This window comes from Kitasatospora sp. NPDC015120, assembly GCF_043080305.1.
Lineage (GTDB): Bacteria > Actinomycetota > Actinomycetes > Streptomycetales > Streptomycetaceae > Kitasatospora.
This window is the reverse complement of the sequence record NZ_JBIBVJ010000021.1, coordinates 40,387-58,743: the sequence shown is the minus strand read 5'-3', so window position 1 is coordinate 58,743 and position 18,357 is coordinate 40,387. Positions and strand designations below refer to the sequence as shown.

Sequence of the window (18,357 nt, the reverse complement as noted above, 5' to 3'; positions counted from 1 at the left end):
GATCAGCATCTGACGGCAGGTCAGTCGGCGACCGTGGCCCGGCACGCCTCCGCGTACGCCCGCACCAGCGGCCGGTGCTCGTCCTCCCGCCGCCAGGCCAGGGCGTAGCGGCTGGCGCCGAGGTCCCGCACCGGCCGGGTGGTGACCCCGCCGAGGGTGATCAGCGGGGCGTTGCCGGCCGCCACCAGGCAGATGCCGAGGCCGGCGATCAGGGCCTCGTACGTCTCCTCGACGCCGGCGACCTCGGCGCCGAGGCGCGGCGGGTGCCCGGCCCGGGCGTCCAGGGCCAGCCAGTGGTCGCGCAGCGGTCCCGCGCTCGCCGGCAGGGCGAGGAAGGGCTCGTCGAGCAGCTCGGCGAAGTCGAACCCGTCGCGGGCGGCGAGCGGGTGGGTGTCGGGGAGCGCGACCAGGCGGGGTTCCTCGGCGACCACCGTCCAGCGGAAGCGCTCCGGGCCGGGCAGCGGCAGCCAGACGAAGGCGATGTCCACCCCGCCGTCCGCCAGGCCCGCCGTGGGATCGTCCCAACTGATCTGGCGCAGCCGGGTGCTGGCCTGCGGATGGGCGGCGGTGAAGCGCGAGCGGATGGCCGGGAGCAGTCCGCCGCGGGCCGGGCTGGTGCTCATGCCCACCACCAGCGTGCTGCGCTGCGAGGCCTTGACCGCCTCCACCGCGGCGGCGCCGTCCGCCCAGGCGGCCAGCACCCTGCGCGCGTGCGGTACCAGGGCCTCGCCGGCGGGCGCCAGCGCCACCCCGTGCCGGTCGCGGCGGAACAGCTCGGCGCCCAGCCGCAGTTCCAGCGCGCGGATCTGCTTGCTCAGCGCGGGCTGCGAGACGTAGAGCCGTTCGGCGGCACGGGTGAAGTGCAGTTCCTCGGCGACCGCGAGGAAGTAGCGGAGGTCGCGGGCGTGGACGTCCAGGGTCATGCCCGTTGGTTATCACCGCGGGTCTTGGACGGGCAACGGCTTTCGGCGGCAGGCTGACCGGTGTCAGGAGAGACGTGTGGGACCCACGGGGAGTCGACATGACCAAGGTGTGGCTGGTGACCGGTGCGAGCAGCGGTTTCGGACGGGCGATCACCCGGGCGGCCGTCGCCGCCGGTGATGTGGTGGTCGGCGCGGCGCGCGGCCCGGAGGCGCTGGCCGACCTCGTTGCCGCGCATCCCGACCAGGTGGAGGCGCTGCGGCTGGACGTGACCGACACGGCCGCGATCGGGGCCGCCGTGGCGGACGTGGTGGCCCGGCACGGGCGGGTCGACGTGCTGGTGAACAACGCGGGCCGCACGCACGTGGGCGCCGTCGAGGAGACCACGGACGAGGAGCTGCGCGCCCTGTTCGACCTGCACGTCTTCGGTCCGACGGCCCTGGTGCGGGCGGTGCTGCCGCACATGCGGGAGCGGCGTTCGGGGGCGATCGTGCAGATGAGCAGCGTGGGCGGGCAGATGTCCTTCGCGGGCTTCGGCGCGTACAGCGGGACGAAGTTCGCGCTGGAGGGCATCTCCGAGGCGCTGGCGGACGAGGTGCGGGAGTTCGGCATCAAGGTGCTGATCGTGGAGCCGGGGGCGTTCCGGACCTCGCTGTTCGAGACCGGCCGGGCCGGGGTCAGCGCGGACAGCGGGGTGTACACGGCGGTGGGCGGGACCAGGGCCTTCGTCTCCGGCGGGGACGGCTCGCAGGCCGGTGACCCGGACAAGGCGGCGGCGGTGATCCTGGCCGCGCTGGCGGCGGAGCGCACGCCGCTGCGGCTGCCGCTGGGCGAGGACGGGGTGGGCGCCGTCCTCGCCCACCTCGACCAGGTCCGGGAGGACGTCGCCGCCTGGGAGGGGCAGGCCCGGGCCACGGCCTTCGACGCCTGAGCCGTCATCCGCCACCCTCCGCCCGCCGCCCGCCGCCGTCCTCGACGCCGCCTGCGCCCCACGCTCCGGCCCCCCGCCCCGCGCTCCGGCCCCCCGTCCCCGTCCCGGCCCTGGACTACGTCGAGCGCATGGCGTCGACGGCGGTCATCCGGGAGACGCGGCGGGCGGGGAGGACGGCGGCGGCGAGGCCGGTGAGGACGGTGAGGACGAGCGCGCCGAGGACGGGGAGGACGGGCGGGCCGCCGAGGGTGCCGAGGGTCGCGGTGACGGAGCGGGCGGCCGCCCAGCCGTAGCCGATGCCGAGGGCGGTGCCGAGCAGGGCGGTGGCGAGGGAGAGCAGTAGGGCCTCCAGGGTGAGCATCCGGCGCAGCTGGGTGCGGGTCATGCCGATGGCACGCAGCATGCCGATCTCCCGGGCGCGTTCGCTGATGCTGAGGACCAGCGCGGCGGCGACACCGAGGCCGGCGATGACGACCGAGAAGCCGAGCAGGGCCATCGAGATCAGCATCATCCGGTCGAGCAGCGAGCGCAGGGTCTCGGCCTGGGCGGCGGTGTCGGTGACGACGAGCCGGTGGCCGGCGAGGGCGCGGTCCACGGCGCGGCGGGCGGCGGGCCGGTCGGTGCCGGGGGCGGGGGTGATCCAGACGGTGGTGGCGGGCGCGCCGGGGGCGATCCGGTCGAGGGTGGCCGGGGTGACGAGCAGGGTTGCGCCGCTCTGGAGGGCGAACGGCAGGGCGCTGCGGCCGGATTCGACGCGCAGGGTGGTGCCGGGGAGGCCGTCGCGGCCGGTCACGGTGAGGGTGCGGCCGTCGTCGAGCCCGCCGAGGGCGGTGCCGTCGGTCAGGGCGCGGGCGCGGTCGAGGCCGTCGGCGGCGGGGTTGAGCCGGGCGGGGTCGGTGGCGGCGAGCACGGTGTCGCGGCCGTCGACGCGGACGGTGGCCGAACGGACCGGCGTGACGGTCAGTTCGCGCTCCCCGGCGAGCGCCGTGAGCGCCCCGGCGGGCACGGCGCCGCCGCCGGCGCCCGTCGCCGAGAACACACCGGGCTGACGGGCGGAGACCGCGGGCACCAGCGCGTCGGAGGTGATGTCCAGGGCGGTGACCGCGCCGACCATCACGGTCACCCCGAGCAGCAGCGCGGAGCCGGTGGCGCCGGTGCGCAGCGGGTTGCGGCGCAACTGCTGGGCGGCGAGCCGTCCGGCGGTGCCGCCGAGGCGGCGGGCCGGTGCGCCGAGCAGGGCCACGGCGGCGGGCAGCAGCCGGTGGGCGAGCCGCAGGACGCCGAAGAAGCTCGCGATGGCGCCGGTGGTGACGGCGAGCAGGGAGAGCGGCGGGGCGGTGAGCGCGCCCAGCACGACCAGGGCGGCGCCGCCGGTCAGCAGCACCGTCGCCCACGCGGCGGCCCGGACGCGCGCGGCCGGCCCGGCCGGAACGCCGTGCCCGGCGTCGTCCAGCGCGGCGATCGGCGGGACGGCGGAGGCGGCCTTGGCGGGGCCGCGCACCGCGAGCAGGGTGAGCAGGACGCCGAACAGCGCGGCGAGCGCGCAGACCAGCGGCGAGGGGGTGAGCGAGAGGCGCACCGGGCCGAGGTCGGCGGCGGCCAGGACGGCCTGGGCGGCGCCGCAGATGCCGAGGCCGAGCAGGACGCCGGCGGCGGAGGCGCCCACGCCGAGCAGCAGGCCCTGGCGGCGGATCAGCCGGCGCACCTGGGCGCGGTCGGCGCCCAGGCAGCGCAGCAGCGCCAGCCGGCGGGTGCGCTGGGCGAGCACGACGGTGAAGGTGTTGCCGACGACCATCCGGGCCACGGCGAGCGCGATCAGCACGAAGGAGAGCGCGGCGGTCAGCACCACGCCGTAGAGGGTGCCGCTCTCCCGGGTGGCGTCACGTACCGAGACCTCCCGGGTGTGCACCTCGGGGGCGGGGCCGGTGGCGCCGAGCGCCTCGCGCAGGGCGTCGACGGTGCGGGTGGCGGAGGTGCCGGGGGAGAGGCGGACGTCGAGCCGCTCGGTGACGGGGGCGGCGGCGTACCGGGTGACGGCGTTCTCGGGGACGCCGATGACGGGGTGTCCGGACAGGCTCGGCGCGCCGCGGCCGTCGAGGGTGCCGGTGAGCCGGGCGGTGGCGGGGGTGCCGTCGGCCCGGGTGAGCCGGACGTCCGCGCCGGGGCGGACGCCGAGGCGCTGTGCGGTGGCGTCGTCGAGCAGCACCTCGTCCGGCGCGGCGGGCCACCGTCCGGAGCCGAGGAGCTGCCAGCGCAGGCCGGGGTCGGCGGCGACGGCGCTGACCACCGCGTCCTGGTCGAGCGGGCGGCCCTCGGCGTCCAGCAGTCCGCCGCGGCCGCTCAGGCGCGGGGCGAGTGCGGCGACCCCGGGCACCTGGCGGGCCCGGTCGGCGGCGGAGGCGTCCAGCGCGCCGTCGGCGGCCGGGCGGCTGATCTGGATGTCGCCGGGGCCGACCTCGGCGGCGGCGCTCTGGCCGAAGGAGTCGACGAGGGCGCCGCTGCCGCCGACCGAGGCGATGAGGAAGGCCACGCCGAGGGCGACGGCGGCCCCGCTGAGGAGGAGTTGGCGCAGCTCTCCGCGGAGTTCGGCGAGGGTGTGGCGGTAGGTGGTCATCGTTCCCGGTCTGTTGTCGCGCGGCCGCTGTCCGGCACGTCGTCGCTGCTCACCGGCGGTTCGGCCGGTCACGGCTTCGAGCGTAGGAGGCGGGCGGGAGCCTTCCGTCGGCGTGAGGTCGCGTTCATGATCATTCCGAGGTCGCAGGGCTGGACGGCGCTCCTCATCCCCGGGAGGTAGGCCGACCCCGAAGGATCCGGTTGCCCCGGGGCGTCCCCACTCGTCCCATTGGTCACCGTGGTCCCGTCGGCCAAACTGGTCCAGACCATTGACGCTCCGCGCGGAGGCTCCCTAGCATGATCGCGCCGCGGCGGCCATACGGGGGCCCGCCGCCGATCCGCCGAGCGCGCTACTCCCTCCCACCCCGCGGGGCGTGCGGCCGGGCCATGTCCGAGAGTCCGCCCGTCCCGCCGTGAGGCGAGTGCCGAGGAGTGTCATGTCCACGACCACCCAGGAGTCCGCCCACGAGTCCGGCCCGCACGCCGGGACCGAACGTCCGTCCGCCGTCACCGCCGGGTCCGACCGGCCCACCGCCCTCACCGTCGGCCAGGAACGGCTCTGGTTCCTCGACCAGCTGGACCCGGGCGACCCCTCCTACAACATCCCCCTCGTGCTGCGCCTCACCGGCGAGCCGTCCACCGAGTCGCTGCGCGCCGCGCTCGACGGCGTGGTGGCCCGGCACGAGGCGCTGCGCACCCGCTTCCCCGCCGAGGACGGCCGGCCCACCGCCGTCGTCGACGCCCCGGCGCCCGTCCCGCTCGACATCGCCGACCTGCGCGGACGCCCCGCGGAGGAGGTGAACGCCGCCCTCGCCGCACGCGTCAACCGCGGCTTCGACCTCGCCGCCGGACCCCTGCTGCGCGCCGCCCTGCTGCGCACCGGCGCGCAGGAGCACGTGCTCTGCCTGGTGCTGCACCACATCGTCGCCGACGGCTGGAGCCTCGGCCTGCTGCGCACCGAACTCGCCGAGCGCTACGCCGCCCACCGCGCCGGCGGTCCGCAGCCCGACCTGCCCGCCCCGCCCTCCTTCGCCGACCACGCCGCCGCCGAACGCGCCTGGCTGGCCGGGCCCGAGGCCGCCGAGGCGCTCACCTACTGGCGCGACCGGCTCGCCGGCGCACCCGCCCTCGACCTGCCGCTGGACCGGCCCCGGCCCGCCGAACCGAGCAGCGCGGGCGCCTTCCACACCCGGATCCTGCGCGGCCTCGGCCCCGAACTCGACGCCTTCGCCCGGGCCCGCCGGCTCACCCCCTTCATGGTGCTGGCCGCCGCCTACCAGGCGCTGCTGCACCGCTGCACCGGCCAGGACGACTTCTGCGTCGGCGTGCCCACCGCCGCCCGCACCACCGTCGACAGCGAACGGACCGTCGGCTACTTCTCCTCCGCCCTGGTGCTGCGTGCCGACCTCGCCGGCGCCCCCGCCTTCGACACCCTGCTGCGCCGGGTGCGCGGCGACTGGCTCGGCGCGCTCGGCCACGGCCGGGTGCCGTTCGAGCAGCTCGCCGAGGAGCTGCGCCCCGACCGCGACCCCGCGCGCACCCCGCTCTTCCAGACCCTGCTCACCGTGCACACCCAGAGCGGCGGCGCCCTCGGCGAGCACGCCTTCGCCGACCTGCGCTGCGTCGAGACCGACGGCGGCCACACCGCCGCCAAGTTCGAACTCGCCCTGGACGTCCGCCCCGACGGCGAGGACCTGCACGCCGTCTTCGGCTACCGCACCGACCTGCTCGACGAGGCGTGGACCGTCCGGCTCGGCCGGCGCTTCGAGACCCTGCTGCGCGCCGCGCTCGCCGCCCCGGACACCCCGGTGCACCTGCTGCCACTGCTCGACGCCGAGGAGCGTGCCGAGGCGGCGGCCGGTACCGCCGGGCCCGCGCTCCCCGCGCACCCGGCCACCGTGCTTGACGCGATCGACCGGGCGGCCGCCGACCGGCCGGACGCCCCCGCCGTCGAGGGACGGGACGCCCGCTTCACCCGCGCCGAACTCGCCGCCGCCTCGGGTGCGCTGGCCGCGCGGCTGACGGCCGCCGGGGTGCGCCGCGGCGACCTGGTCGCGTTCTGCCTGCCGCGCGGGCCGCACGCCGTGGTCGCCATGCTCGCCGCCTGGCGGGCCGGCGCCGGCTACCTGCCGCTGGACCCGGAGTACCCGGCCGCCCGGCTCGCCTTCATGCTGACCGACAGCGGCGCCACCGCCCTGGTCACCGCGGACGGCGCGCCCGTCGACGGACTGCCCGCCGCGGTGCCGGTGCTCCCGGCGCTCCCGGCGCTCCCGGTCTCCGGCGCCGGCGGCGCCCCGCCCGCGCACGCCGCCGCCGGGCCCGACGACCCCGCCTACGTCATCTACACCTCCGGCTCCACCGGCACCCCCAAGGGCGTGCTCGTCCCGCACCGCGCGCTCGCCGCCCGGGTCGCCTGGATGCGCGAGGGCTACCGCCTCACCGCCGCCGACCGCGTCCTGCAGTACGCCTCGCTCTCCTTCGACACCTGCGCCGAGGAGGTGTTCCCGGCCCTCGCCGCCGGGGCCACCCTGGTCGTCGCCGAGGCCGGCGCCGCGCTGCCCGACCAGCTCGCCGAACCCGCCGCCGCCGGGCTCACCGTCCTCGACCTGCCCACCCCGTACTGGCACCAGCTGGTCGCCGACCTCGACGCCACGCCCTGGCCGGCGAGCCTGCGGCTGCTGATCCTCGGCGCCGACCAGGTCCGCCCGGAGGCCGTCGCCGCCTGGCGCGCCCGGTTCGGCGACACCGTCCGGCTGGTCAACTCCTACGGGCCGACCGAGACCACCGTCATCGCCACCACCGCCGACCTCGGCGCCGCCGACACCGGCCGCCGTCCGCCGATCGGCCGTCCCATCGGCGCCACCACCGTCGCCGTGCTCGACCGCCACGGCCACCCGGTGCCGCCCGGCACGCCCGGCGAACTCGTCGTCGGCGGCGCCGGTGTCACCGACGGCTACCTCGGCCGCCCGGGCGCCACCGCCCGGGCCTTCGTGCCCGATCCGGACGGCCCGCCCGGCGCCCGCCGCTACCGCACCGGCGACCTGGTGCGCCGGCGCGCCGACGGCGCCCTGGAGTTCCTCGGCCGGATCGACACCCAGGTCAAGGTGCGCGGCTACCGGGTCGAGCCCGGCGAGGTCGAGTCCGCGCTGCTCGCCCGGCCCGGGGTGGGCCAGGCCGCCGTGCTGGTCCGCGGGGACCGCCTGCTGGGCTACGTCGTGCCCGCCGGGCCGGCCGCGCCCGCGCCGGAGGAGCTGCGCGCCGCGCTCGCCGCCACCCTGCCCGCCCACCTCGTCCCCAACGCCGTCCTCGTCCTCGACGCGCTGCCGCTCACCCCCAACGGCAAGCTCGACCACCGCGCGCTGCCCGACCCCGGCACCCGCCCCGACCTGCGCGCCGCCTACCTCGCCCCGCGCACCGAGGCCGAGGAACTGGTCGCCGAGGTCTGGCAGGAGGTCCTGGGCCTCGACCGGGTCGGCGTCCACGACGACTTCTTCGACCTCGGCGGCCACTCCCTGCTCGCCACCCGGGTCGTCGCCCGCATCCGCGCCGCGGCCGACCTCACCGTGCCGCTGCGCACCCTCTTCACCCACCGCACGGTGGCCGCCTTCGCCGACGCCGTCGAAGCCGCCCTGGTCGCCGAACTCGACGCGCTGTCCGACGACGCCGCCGAGGAACTGCTCGCCGCGCAGGACGCCCTGGAAGGGACCGCAACGCCGTCATGAGCACCGAAACCGCCCCCACTCCGGCCCCCACTCCGGCGCCCGCGGACGCCCCCGCGGACGCCCCCGCCGCGGCCCCCTCCGCCGGGCTCACCGCCGCCAAGCGCGAGCTCCTCAGCCGCCGCCTCAGGAACCGCACCGCGCCCCGCCAGACGATCGCCCGGCGCGCCGCCGACGCGCCCGTGCCGCTCTCCTACGCCCAGGAACGGCTCTGGTTCATGGAGCAGTTCGCCCCCGGCACCGCCGCCTACAACATCCCGGTGGTGCGCCGGCTGCGCGGCCCGCTCGACGTCCCCGCCCTGCGCCGCGCCCTGGACGCCTCCCTCGCCCGGCACGAGACCCTGCGCTCGCGCTACCCGGCCACCGACGACGGCCGCCCGCTGCTGGTCGTCGACCCGCCCGGCCCCGCCGACCTCACCCTCGCCGAGGCGGACGACGCCGCGCACGCCGAACGGCTGGTCGACGAGGCCGCCGCCGTCCCCTTCGACCTGGAGCACGGCCCGCTGCTGCGCGCCCATCTCGTCCGGCTCGCCGCCGACGACCACGTGCTGCTGCTCGTCGTCCACCACAGCGTCAGCGACGGCTGGTCCAGCGAGGTGCTGCTCGGCGAGGTCCTGCGCGGCTACGCCGCCTACGCCGCCGGGCGCCCCGACCCGCTGCCCGCACTCGCCGTCCAGTACGGCGACTTCGCCATCTGGCAGCGCGAACGGCTGAGCGGCGAGCGGCTGGCCGCCGAGGTCGCCCACTGGGCCCGCGAGCTGGCCGGGGTCGAACCCCTCGAACTCGCCTGCGCCGCACCGCGCCCGCCGCGCCAGACCTTCGACGGCGCCGGCTACGGCTTCGAGGTCGACCGCCCGCTGCTCGACCGCCTCACCGCGCTCGGCAAGCGGCACGACGCCACCGTCTACATGGTGCTGCTCGCGGCCTTCCAGACCCTGCTGGCCCGGTTCAGCGGCCAGCGCGACTTCGCCGTCGGCTCGCCCATCGCCGGCCGCCCCGAGCCCGAACTCGAACCGCTGGTCGGCATGTTCGTCAACGTGCTGGCCCTGCCCGCCCGGCTGGAGGGCGACCCGGCCTTCACCGAGCTGCTGCGCCGCACCCGGGACACCTGCCTGGAGGCCTACGCCCACCAGGAACTGCCCTTCGCCCAGCTGGTCACCGAGCTGAAGGTCCCCCGCGACGTCAGCCGCCCGCCGGTCTTCCAGGCCGTGCTCGCCGTGCAGAACTACGCCGTCCAGCGCGAGAGCGCCGCCCCGGACGAACTTCCCGTCGAGGTCGAACCGTTCGGCGTGCGCGCCAGCGGCACCCGGTTCGACCTGGAGCTGTTCCTCCAGGAGTGGCCGCAGGGCCTGCTCGGCTCGTTCAACTACAACACCGACCTCTTCGCCGAGGCCGACATCGCCCGCCTCGGCGAGCACCTCGGCCGGCTGCTGACCGCGATCGCCGACCGCCCCGACGCGCCGCTGTCCGCCCTGGACGACCTCCCCGAGGACGAACGCACCTTCGAGATCGAGCGGTTCAACGACACCACGACCGACCGTCCGGCCACCACCCTGACCGCCCTGGTCGCCGAGCAGACCGCCCGCACCCCCGACGCCGTCGCCGTCTCCTTCGAGGACGGCCCCTCCCTGACGTACCGTCAGCTCGACGCGGCCGCCGACCGGATCGCCGTCCGGCTGGCCGCCGAGGGCGTCGGACCCGGCAGCCTGGTCGCGATCAGCGCCGAACGCTCGCCCGAACTCGTCGCCGGGCTGCTCGGCGTGCTGCGCACCGGCGCCGGCTACACCCCGCTGGAGCCCGGCTACCCCGCCGAACGGCTGGCCTTCCTGCTCGCCGACAGCGCCGCCCCCGTCCTGCTCACCCAGCGCCGGCTGCCCGTCCCCGACGGCTGCACCGCCCGCGTCCTGCTGCTCGACGACCCCGCCGAATGGCCCAAGGTCCGCGCCAAGGCCCCGCGCCCCGCCGGACCGGCCCCCGACGACACCGCCTACCTGATCTACACCTCCGGCTCCACCGGCCGCCCCAAGGGCGTGCCCAACACCCACCGGGCCATCGCCAACCGCCTCCAGTGGATGCAGGACACCTACCGGCTCGGCCCCGGGGACCGCGTCCTGCAGAAGACCCCGGCCGGATTCGACGTCTCCGTCTGGGAGTTCTTCTGGCCGCTGATCACCGGCGCCCGGATCGTGCTCGCCAAGCCCGGCGGCCAGAAGGACGCCGGCTACCTGCGCGACCTGATCGTGCGCGCCGGTGTCACCGTCGCCCACTTCGTGCCCGCCATGCTCACCGTCTTCCTCGCCGAGGACGGCCTGGAGCGCTGCACCACCCTGCGCCGGGTGGTGTGCAGCGGCGAGGCCCTGCCGCCCGACACCGCACGGGAGTTCACCACCCGGCTGCCGGGCTGCGCGCTCGCCAACCTCTACGGGCCCACCGAGGCCGCCGTCGACGTCTCCTCCTGGGAGTGCGAGGGCCCGCTGCGGACCGTCCCGATCGGCCTGCCCATCGACAACACCCGCCTGTACGTGCTGGATCCCGCCCTGCGACCGGTACCGCCCGGCGCCCCCGGCGAACTCCACATCGGCGGCACCGCGGTCGCCCTCGGCTACCACCGCCGCCCCGGCCTCACCGCCGCCCGGTTCGTCCCCGACCCCTACGGGCCGCCCGGCGCCCGGCTCTACCGCACCGGCGACCTCGCCCGCCGCCGCCCCGACGGCACCCTGGAACACCTCGGCCGGATCGACCAGCAGGTCAAGATCCGCGGCCTGCGGATCGAACCCGGCGAGACCGAGGCCGCGCTGCGCGCCCGGCCGGACATCGCCGACGCCGCCGTCGTCGTGCGCGAGGACCGACCCGGCGACAAGCGGCTGACCGGCTACCTCGTCCCCGCCCCCGGCGCCGAGGAGCCCGACCCGGCCGCCCTGCGCGCCGCCCTCAAGCGCGTCCTTCCCGACCACCAGGTCCCCGCCGCCTTCGCCGTGCTGCCCGCCCTGCCGCTCACCCCCAACGGCAAGCTCGACCGACGCGCCCTGCCCGCCCCGCAGCTGCGCCGCGACGCCGGCGCCGCCAAGCCCGCCACCGAGGCCGAGCGGGTGCTCGCGGAGATCTGGGCCGAGGTGCTCGGCCTGCCCGAGGTCGGCACCGACGAGGACTTCTTCGACCTCGGCGGCCACTCGCTGCTCGCCACCCAGGTCGTCGCCAAGGCCCGCAAGCGGCTCACCGAGGCCGGCGCCCGCCCGGTCAGCGTGATGGACCTCTTCACCTGCCGCACCGTCCACGACCTCGCCGCCCTCGCCACCCTCGACGAGCAGGACCGGGGCCCGCGCCGGCTGCTGCACCGGCTCACCCGGCCCGTCCCGGCCGAGCGCCGCCGGCTCACCCTGGTCTGCGTCCCCTACGGCGGCGGCAGCGCCGTCGTCTACCAGCCGGTCGCCGACCTGCTTCCCGCCGACACCGAACTGTGGGCCGTCGCGATCCCCGGCCATGACATCGGAGTCACCGAACAGCACCTGCCCTTCGACGAGTTGGCCGAACAGCTGGCCGCCGAGGTACGCGAGCGGATCGACGGCCCGGTCGTCGTCTACGGCCACTGCGGGGTCGGCACCGCCCTCGCCGTCGCCACCGCCCGGCTGCTGGAGGCCTCCGGGCGCGAACTCGAAGCCGTCTACGCCGGCGCCCAGTTCCCGTTCGCCAAGCCGCGCAGCAAGGTGCTCACCGCGCTCAGCGGCATCGCCGCCCTGGAACCGCTGCTCGGCGACCGGGTCTACCTCAACTGGCTCACCGGCATGGGCGTCGACACCTCCGAACTCGACCAGGAACAGGTCCGGTTCATCGTCGGCAACATGCGCCGCGACTCCAAGGCCGCCGAGGCGTACTTCACCCGGGCCATCGAGGAGGTCGCCGCCGGAGCACCCCGGCTGCGCGCCCCGCTGGTCTCGCTGGTCGGCGACCACGACCCGGCCGCCGACTTCTACCAGGAGCGGTACCGCGAATGGCTGCTGCTCGCCGAGCGCTCCGCCGTCGCGGTGCTCGACCAGGGCGGCCACTTCTTCGTCAAGTACCGGGCGGCGGAGGTCGTCGAGGCCGTCACCACCGTGCACCGCGCCGTCCTCGCCGGGCGGACCGACACCCTGCCGGCGCGCGGACCGGACAGCTCCTGGTGGTACCACGGCGAGACCGGCGCACCCGCCGCCCCCGAGGAGGAGGCCGTCGCCGAGCCCGCGGCGGAGGAGGGCCCGCAGCCCAGCATGGGCCGCTTCCTGGCCGTCGCCGCAGGCCAGTTGGTCTCCATCACCGGCTCGGCGCTCACCGAGTTCGCGCTGCCGGTCTGGATCCTGCTGGAGACCGGCTCGATGGCCCGCTACGCGCTCTACGCCGTCATCGCCATGCTGCCGGGCATCGTCGTCGGCCCGGTGGCCGGCGCCCTGGTCGACCGGCTCGACCGGCGCAAGGTGATGCTCGCCGGGGACGTCGCCGCCGGGGCCACCCAGGCCGCCATGCTCGCGCTGCTGCTCGCGGGGCAGTTGCACTCCTGGCAGGTCTACGTGCTGCTCGGCGTGCTCTCCGTCGCCCTCACCTTCCAACGCCTCGCCTACGCCTCCGCGGTGCCCCAGATCGTCCCCAAGCAGTACCTCGGCCACGCCAACGGTGTCGTGCAACTGGCCTTCGGCGCCGCCCAGTTCGTCGTCCCGCTGGTCGCGGTCGCGCTGCTCGCGGCGATCGGCCTGCGCGGCATCCTGATCATCGACGTGGCCAGCTACACGATCGCCGTCGCCATCCTGCTGGCGGTGCGCTTCCCGCGCACCCTGCCGTGGACCAGGCGCGAACCGCTGGTCGAGGAGATCAAGCAGGGCTTCGGCTACTCCTGGCGCCAGCGCGGCTTCCGCTCCATGCTGCTCTGGTTCGCCGGGCTGAACGTCTTCCTCTCCCCGCTGTTCCTGCTCACCACTCCGATGGTGCTCGCCTTCTCCGACCTGGACGGCGCCGCCCGGGTCGCGGTCGCCGGTGGCGCCGGGGCCCTGCTCGGCGGCATCGCCATGGGCTTCTGGGGCGGCCCGCGCCGCCACCGGCTGCGCGGCATGCTCGGCCTCGCCGCCGTCCTCGCCCTGGCCGGCGCCGTCACCGGCCTGCACGCCGGGCTCTGGGTGATCGCCGCCGGCGCGTTCGGGATGTCCTTCGCGCTCTCCCTGGTCAACGGTGTCTACTCGACGATCGTCCAGGTCAAGGTGCCGCAGCGGTTCCACGGCCGGGTCTTCGCGCTGAACACCCTGGTCGCCTGGTCCACCCTGCCGCTCGGCCACGGCGTCATCGCCCCGCTCGGCTCGGCCGTGTTCGGCCCGCTGATGGAGCCGGACGGCGCGCTCGCGCCGGTCTTCGGCCCGCTGATCGGCACCGGCCCCGGGCGCGGGATCGCGCTGATGTACGTGCTGTTCGGGCTCGCCATGCTCGTCCTGGTCGCCGTCGGCCTGCGGCTGCCCTCGCTCGCCCGCTTCGACCGCGAGGTGCCGGACGCCGAACCGGACGACCTGGTGGGCCTGCGCGAGCGCGCCCGGGCCGCCGCGGCCCGCCGCTCCCCGGACCCCGCCCGGGAGGCCGTGTGAACCGCGCCGTCCCCACCAGCCTGCCCCAGCTGCTCGCCCACCGGGCCGCCGCCCACCCCGAGCGGACCGCCGTCGTCAACGGCACCGACCGGCTCGGCTTCGGCGCCTGGCAGGCCCGCTCCGGCGCCCTCGCCGCCGCCCTGCTCGCCGCCGGACTGCGGCCCGGCGACCGGGTCGCGCTGCGCCACGGCACCGCCGACTGGGCGGCCTACGCCGTCGCCCACCTCGCCGTGCTGCGGGCCGGCGGCGTCGCCGTCCCGCTCTCCGACCGGCTCGCTCCCGCCGTCACCGCCCACGCCCTCGCCGACTCGGGCGCGGCACTGCTGCTGCACACCGGCGACGCCCCGGGCGTCGCCGGTGTGCGCCCGCTCACCGAGGCCGACGCCGCCGGCCACCCCGCCGAGCCGCAGCTGCCGCCCGTCGACCCGGGCGCGCCCGCCCAGATCCTCTACACCTCCGGCACCACCGGCACCCCCAAGGGCGTCACCGCCACCCACGCCAACCTGGCGTACGGCTGCACCCTCGACGAACGCCGCCGCCCGCTGCGGCACTCGCAGGCCTTCCTGCACGCCTTCCCGGTCGGCACCAACGCCGGGCAGACCATGCTGGTCAACGCGCTCAACGCACACGCCACCTGCGTCGCCGCCCCGCAGTTCACCCCGCTGCGGTTCGTCCGGCTGATCGCCGAACACGGAATCGGCAGCGTCTTCCTGGTCCCCGCCATGGCGATCGAACTGCTCGCCTCGGCGGCCCTGGCCAAGGCGGACCTGGGCGGCGTCCGGCTGGTCGGCTCCACGGCCGCCGCGCTGCCCCAGCCGGTCGCCCTGGCGCTCAGCCGGGCCTTCCCGCGCGCCCAGATCACCAACTACTACACCTCCACCGAGGCCGCGCCCGCCCAGATCACCCTGCTGTTCGACCCCGAGCACCCCGACTCGCCCGGGCAGCCCGCCTCGCTCGCCGACCTGCGGATCACCGACGCCGACGGCCGCCCGCTGCCGCCCGGCGAGGCGGGCGAGCTGTGGCTGCGCTCGCCCACCGCGCCGCGCGGCTACCTTGGCGAGCGCGACCGGGCGGTGTTCCAGGGCGCGTGGGTGCGGATGGGCGACCTCGGCCGGATCGACGCCGACGGCTTCCTGCACCTGCTCGACCGGGAGAAGGACGTCGTCAAGTCCGGTGCCCACAAGGTCTCCACGCTCCAGGTCGAGAACGCCCTGCACGCCCATCCGCTGATCGCCGACGCCGCCGCGTTCGGCGTCCCGCACCCCGTGCTCGGCGCGGTGGTCGCCGCCGTCGTGGTGCCCGCGCCGGGCGCCGAGCCGCCGACCCCAGCCGAGCTGCGGACCTTCCTGCTCGGTCACCTCGCCGCCCACGAACTGCCGGCCACCGTGCTGTTCCGCGAGGCGCTGCCGCGCAACGAGGGCGGCAAGGTGCTCAAGCGCGAGCTCCGCCGACTGGTGACCGGCGACGACCCCGTTGTGCCCCCGACCGCCGGCCAGACCCCCACCATCAGCGAGGCCATCCGATGACCAGCCCCCTCAGCCCCGCCCAGCACGGCATCTGGCTCACCGAGCAGACCCTCGACGCCGGCGCCGCCTACCACCTCGCCGTCACGGTGGAGTTCACCGGACCGCTCGACGCCGGGGCCCTCGCGGAGTCCTGCGCCCGGGTGGTGCGGGAGCACCCCGTGCTGGCCGGGCGGATCGACCCCGACGGCCCCGTGCTGCGGTCCGGGCCCGCGCCCGTGCTGCGGACCGTCGAGTGCCCGGCCGAGGACCTCGACAAGCTGTTCGCCGACGAGGGCGCGGCCCGCTTCGACCTCACGGCCGGGCCGCTCGCCCGGTTCACCCTGTACCGGACCGGCGCCGAGCGGCACGTGCTGCTGGTCACCGCCCACCACCTGGCCTTCGACGGCGAGTCCAAGGACCGGCTGGTCGCCGACCTCGCCGCCGCCCACCGGGGCGAGGCGCCCGTCCCGGCGGCGTCCTCGCCGGTGACGTCCTCGCCGGAGACCTTCTCCTTGGCGTCCGGGGAGCCGTCGGCCGCCTCGGCCACCGCCTACTGGGCCGAGCGGTGGCGCGAACCGGGCCTGCCGGTGCTGCCCGGGCTGCGGACCGTCACCGACCCGGGCGCGGCCCCCGGCACCCTGCCCGGCGCCGGGTCCTGCACCGGGTTCCGGATCGACGGCGCCCGCCACGCGGCGCTCGTCGCGACCGCCGAGCGGCTGGGCGTCACCCGCTTCGAACTGCTCACCGCCGCCTGGCACGCGCTGCTGCTGCGCTACGGCAACCCGGCGCCCGCCACCGCCGTCGAGCTGTCCGTGCGCCGCCCCGGCGAGCCGGTCGCCGTCGGACTGGCCGTCAACGAACTCCCGCTGTTCACCGAGCCGTCGGCGCTCTCGCCGTTCTCCGCGCACGCCCTCGCGGTGCGCGCCGACCTGCGGGCGCTCTACCCGCACCGGGACGTCCCGCTCGGGCGCGCCGTCCGCGGCCTCACCCCGCGCACCGCGCTCACCCCGCTCTCCGTCAGCTACCGCCGCCGCCCCTCCGGCACGCCGGAGCCCGACTTCGGCCCCGGGCTCGCCGCCACCGTCCGCTGGACCGGCTTCGCGGGCACCGCCCGCAACCTCGTCAACCTCCAGTTCGTCGACGGTGACGACGCGTTGGACGTCAGCCTGCACTACCGGACGGACGCGTTCGAGCCCGGCGCCCCCGAGCGGATCGCCGGTCACCTCGGCACCCTGCTGGAGGGCGCCCTCGCCGACCCCGCCACGCCGGTCGGCCGCCTGCCGCTGCCGGTCGAGGACGAGCGGGCCGCCCAACTCGCCGCTCCCGCAGCGGAACCCGGCCTGCTCGGGGCGACCGTGCCCGCGTTGTTCGCCGCCCGCGCGGCCGCCGCCCCGGAGGCCGTCGCGCTGGTCGCGGACGGCACCGCGTACCGCTACCGCGAGCTGGCCCGGCTGGTCGCGCACGCCGCAGCCGCGCTCACCCGCAACGGCGCCGGACCGGGCTCCCTGGTCGGCATCGCCCTGCCGCGCGGGAGGGACCAACTCGTCGCGGTGCTCGGCGTGCTGGCGGCCGGGGCGGCCTACCTTCCGCTCGACCCGGAGTACCCCGCCGAGCGCCTCGCCTTCCTGCGCGCGGACTCCGGCCTCGCGCTGCGGATCACCCGTGTGCCGTCCGCCCCGGGCGACCTCGCGCCGGAGGACCTCGCGCCCACGGCCGCGGAAGCGGACCTGCCCACCGGGCCGTCGCCGGACCACCCCGCGTACGTGCTCTACACCTCCGGCTCCACCGGCACCCCCAAGGGCGTCGAGGTGCCGCACGGCGCGCTCGCCAACCTCCTCGGCAGCCTGCGCGACCACCTCGGCGCCCGCCCCGAGGACCGCTGGCTCGGTCTGACCTCGCTCTCCTTCGACATCTCCACCGTCGAACTGCTGCTGCCGCTGATCACCGGCGGCCGCGTCGTGCTCGCCCCCGAGGGCGCACACCGGGACGGCCCCGCGCTGCTCGACCTCCTCGCCCGCGAGGGCGTCAGCCACGTCCAGGCGACGCCCAGCGGCTGGCGGGTGCTGCTGGAGGCGGGCCTCGCGGAGACCGGCGGCGGCCTGACCGCGCTCACCGGCGGCGAGGCCCTGCCCGCCCCGCTGGCCGCCGACCTCGCCGCCGCCACCGCCCGGCTGGTCAACGTCTACGGCCCCACCGAGACCACCGTCTGGTCCACCCTCGCCGAACCCGCCGCCCCCGACGGCCGGGTGAGCATCGGCGCCCCGCTCGCCAACACCCGCGCCTACGTCCTGGACGAGCACCTGCAGCCCGTCCCGTACGGGCTGCCCGGCGAGCTGTACCTCGGCGGCGCGGGCGTCGCGCACGGCTACCGGGGGCGCCCCGGGCTGACCGCCCGCCGCTTCCTGCCCGACCCCTACGGCCCGCCCGGCGCCCGGATCTACCGCACCGGGGACCTCGTGCGGCGCCACCCCGGCGGCGGCCTGGAGTTCGCGGGCCGCGCCGACAGCCAGGTCAAGCTGCGCGGCCACCGCATCGAACTCGGCGAGATCGAGGCCAGGTTGGCGGAGCACCCCGCCGTCGCCCAGGCCGCCGCCACCCTGCACGGACCGGACGGGGACCGCCGCCTCGCCGCCTACGTCGTCCCCGCCGGGGCGGCGGCGCCCACCCCCGAGGAGCTGCGCGCCCACCTCGCGGCCACCCTGCCGGCCGCCGTCCTGCCGGGGGCGTACACCGTCCTCGACGCCTTCCCGCTCACGCCCAACGGCAAGCTGGACCGTGCCGCGCTGCCCGAACCGGCCGTCGGGCGCGCCGGGCCGGAGCCCGTGCGGGAGGAGGACGAACCCGACGCGACCACCGCCGCCGTGCTCGCCATCTGGCGGGAGGTGCTGCGGCTGGACGACCTCGGCCCGGACGAGGACTTCTTCGACCTCGGCGGCCACTCGCTGCTGATCACCGCGATCGCCGCCCGGATCCGCCAACAGCTCGGCGTGGCCGTCCCGTTGGACGTCTTCTTCGACACCCCCACCGTGCGCGGCGTCGCCGCCGCCGTCACCGACCTGCGTCAGGAGTGA

7 protein-coding genes are annotated in these 18,357 nt (G+C 76.8%); 5 read left to right on the top strand and 2 right to left on the bottom strand.

The window, feature by feature from the left end; genetic code table 11:
* Window positions 1-20: 20 nt before the first annotated feature.
* Window positions 21-923 carry a LysR family transcriptional regulator gene (locus ACF1AK_RS30650; RefSeq protein ID WP_391502107.1) on the bottom strand — a complete coding sequence of 301 codons (903 nt, stop codon included), beginning with the start codon at window positions 921-923 and terminating at the stop codon, window positions 21-23.
* A gap of 98 nt (window positions 924-1,021) precedes the next feature.
* Between ACF1AK_RS30650 and ACF1AK_RS30645 the strand changes: the two genes are divergently transcribed.
* A complete protein-coding gene (locus ACF1AK_RS30645; RefSeq protein WP_391502106.1) occupies window positions 1,022-1,852 on the top strand; it encodes an SDR family NAD(P)-dependent oxidoreductase in 831 nt (276 codons plus the stop codon).
* A gap of 115 nt (window positions 1,853-1,967) precedes the next feature.
* On the opposite strand, the gene ACF1AK_RS30640 is transcribed toward ACF1AK_RS30645, so the two are convergent.
* Window positions 1,968-4,466, bottom strand: a complete 2,499-nt coding sequence (locus ACF1AK_RS30640; protein WP_391502105.1) for an ABC transporter permease — start codon at window positions 4,464-4,466, stop codon at window positions 1,968-1,970.
* Between the two features lie 436 nt (window positions 4,467-4,902).
* Between ACF1AK_RS30640 and ACF1AK_RS30635 the strand changes: the two genes are divergently transcribed.
* The 4 genes from ACF1AK_RS30635 to ACF1AK_RS30620 are packed head-to-tail and all read left to right on the top strand — an operon-like array spanning window position 4,903 to window position 18,357.
* Window positions 4,903-8,187 carry an amino acid adenylation domain-containing protein gene (locus tag ACF1AK_RS30635; RefSeq protein WP_391502104.1) on the top strand — a complete coding sequence of 1,095 codons (3,285 nt, stop codon included), beginning with the start codon at window positions 4,903-4,905 and terminating at the stop codon, window positions 8,185-8,187.
* The gene (locus tag ACF1AK_RS30630; protein WP_391502103.1) at window positions 8,184-13,781 is read left to right on the top strand and encodes an amino acid adenylation domain-containing protein; all 5,598 of its coding nucleotides are present in this window, start codon (window positions 8,184-8,186) and stop codon (window positions 13,779-13,781) included. Before ACF1AK_RS30635 ends, ACF1AK_RS30630 begins: the two co-directional genes overlap by 4 nt.
* Window positions 13,778-15,307 (top strand): class I adenylate-forming enzyme family protein, encoded by a 1,530-nt coding sequence (locus ACF1AK_RS30625; protein ID WP_391502102.1) that lies wholly within the window; start codon window positions 13,778-13,780, stop codon window positions 15,305-15,307. Before ACF1AK_RS30630 ends, ACF1AK_RS30625 begins: the two co-directional genes overlap by 4 nt.
* Complete coding sequence (locus tag ACF1AK_RS30620) at window positions 15,304-18,357, top strand: amino acid adenylation domain-containing protein (protein ID WP_391502101.1); 3,054 nt, start codon at window positions 15,304-15,306, stop codon at window positions 18,355-18,357. The genes ACF1AK_RS30625 and ACF1AK_RS30620 overlap by 4 nt, the downstream gene beginning before the upstream one ends.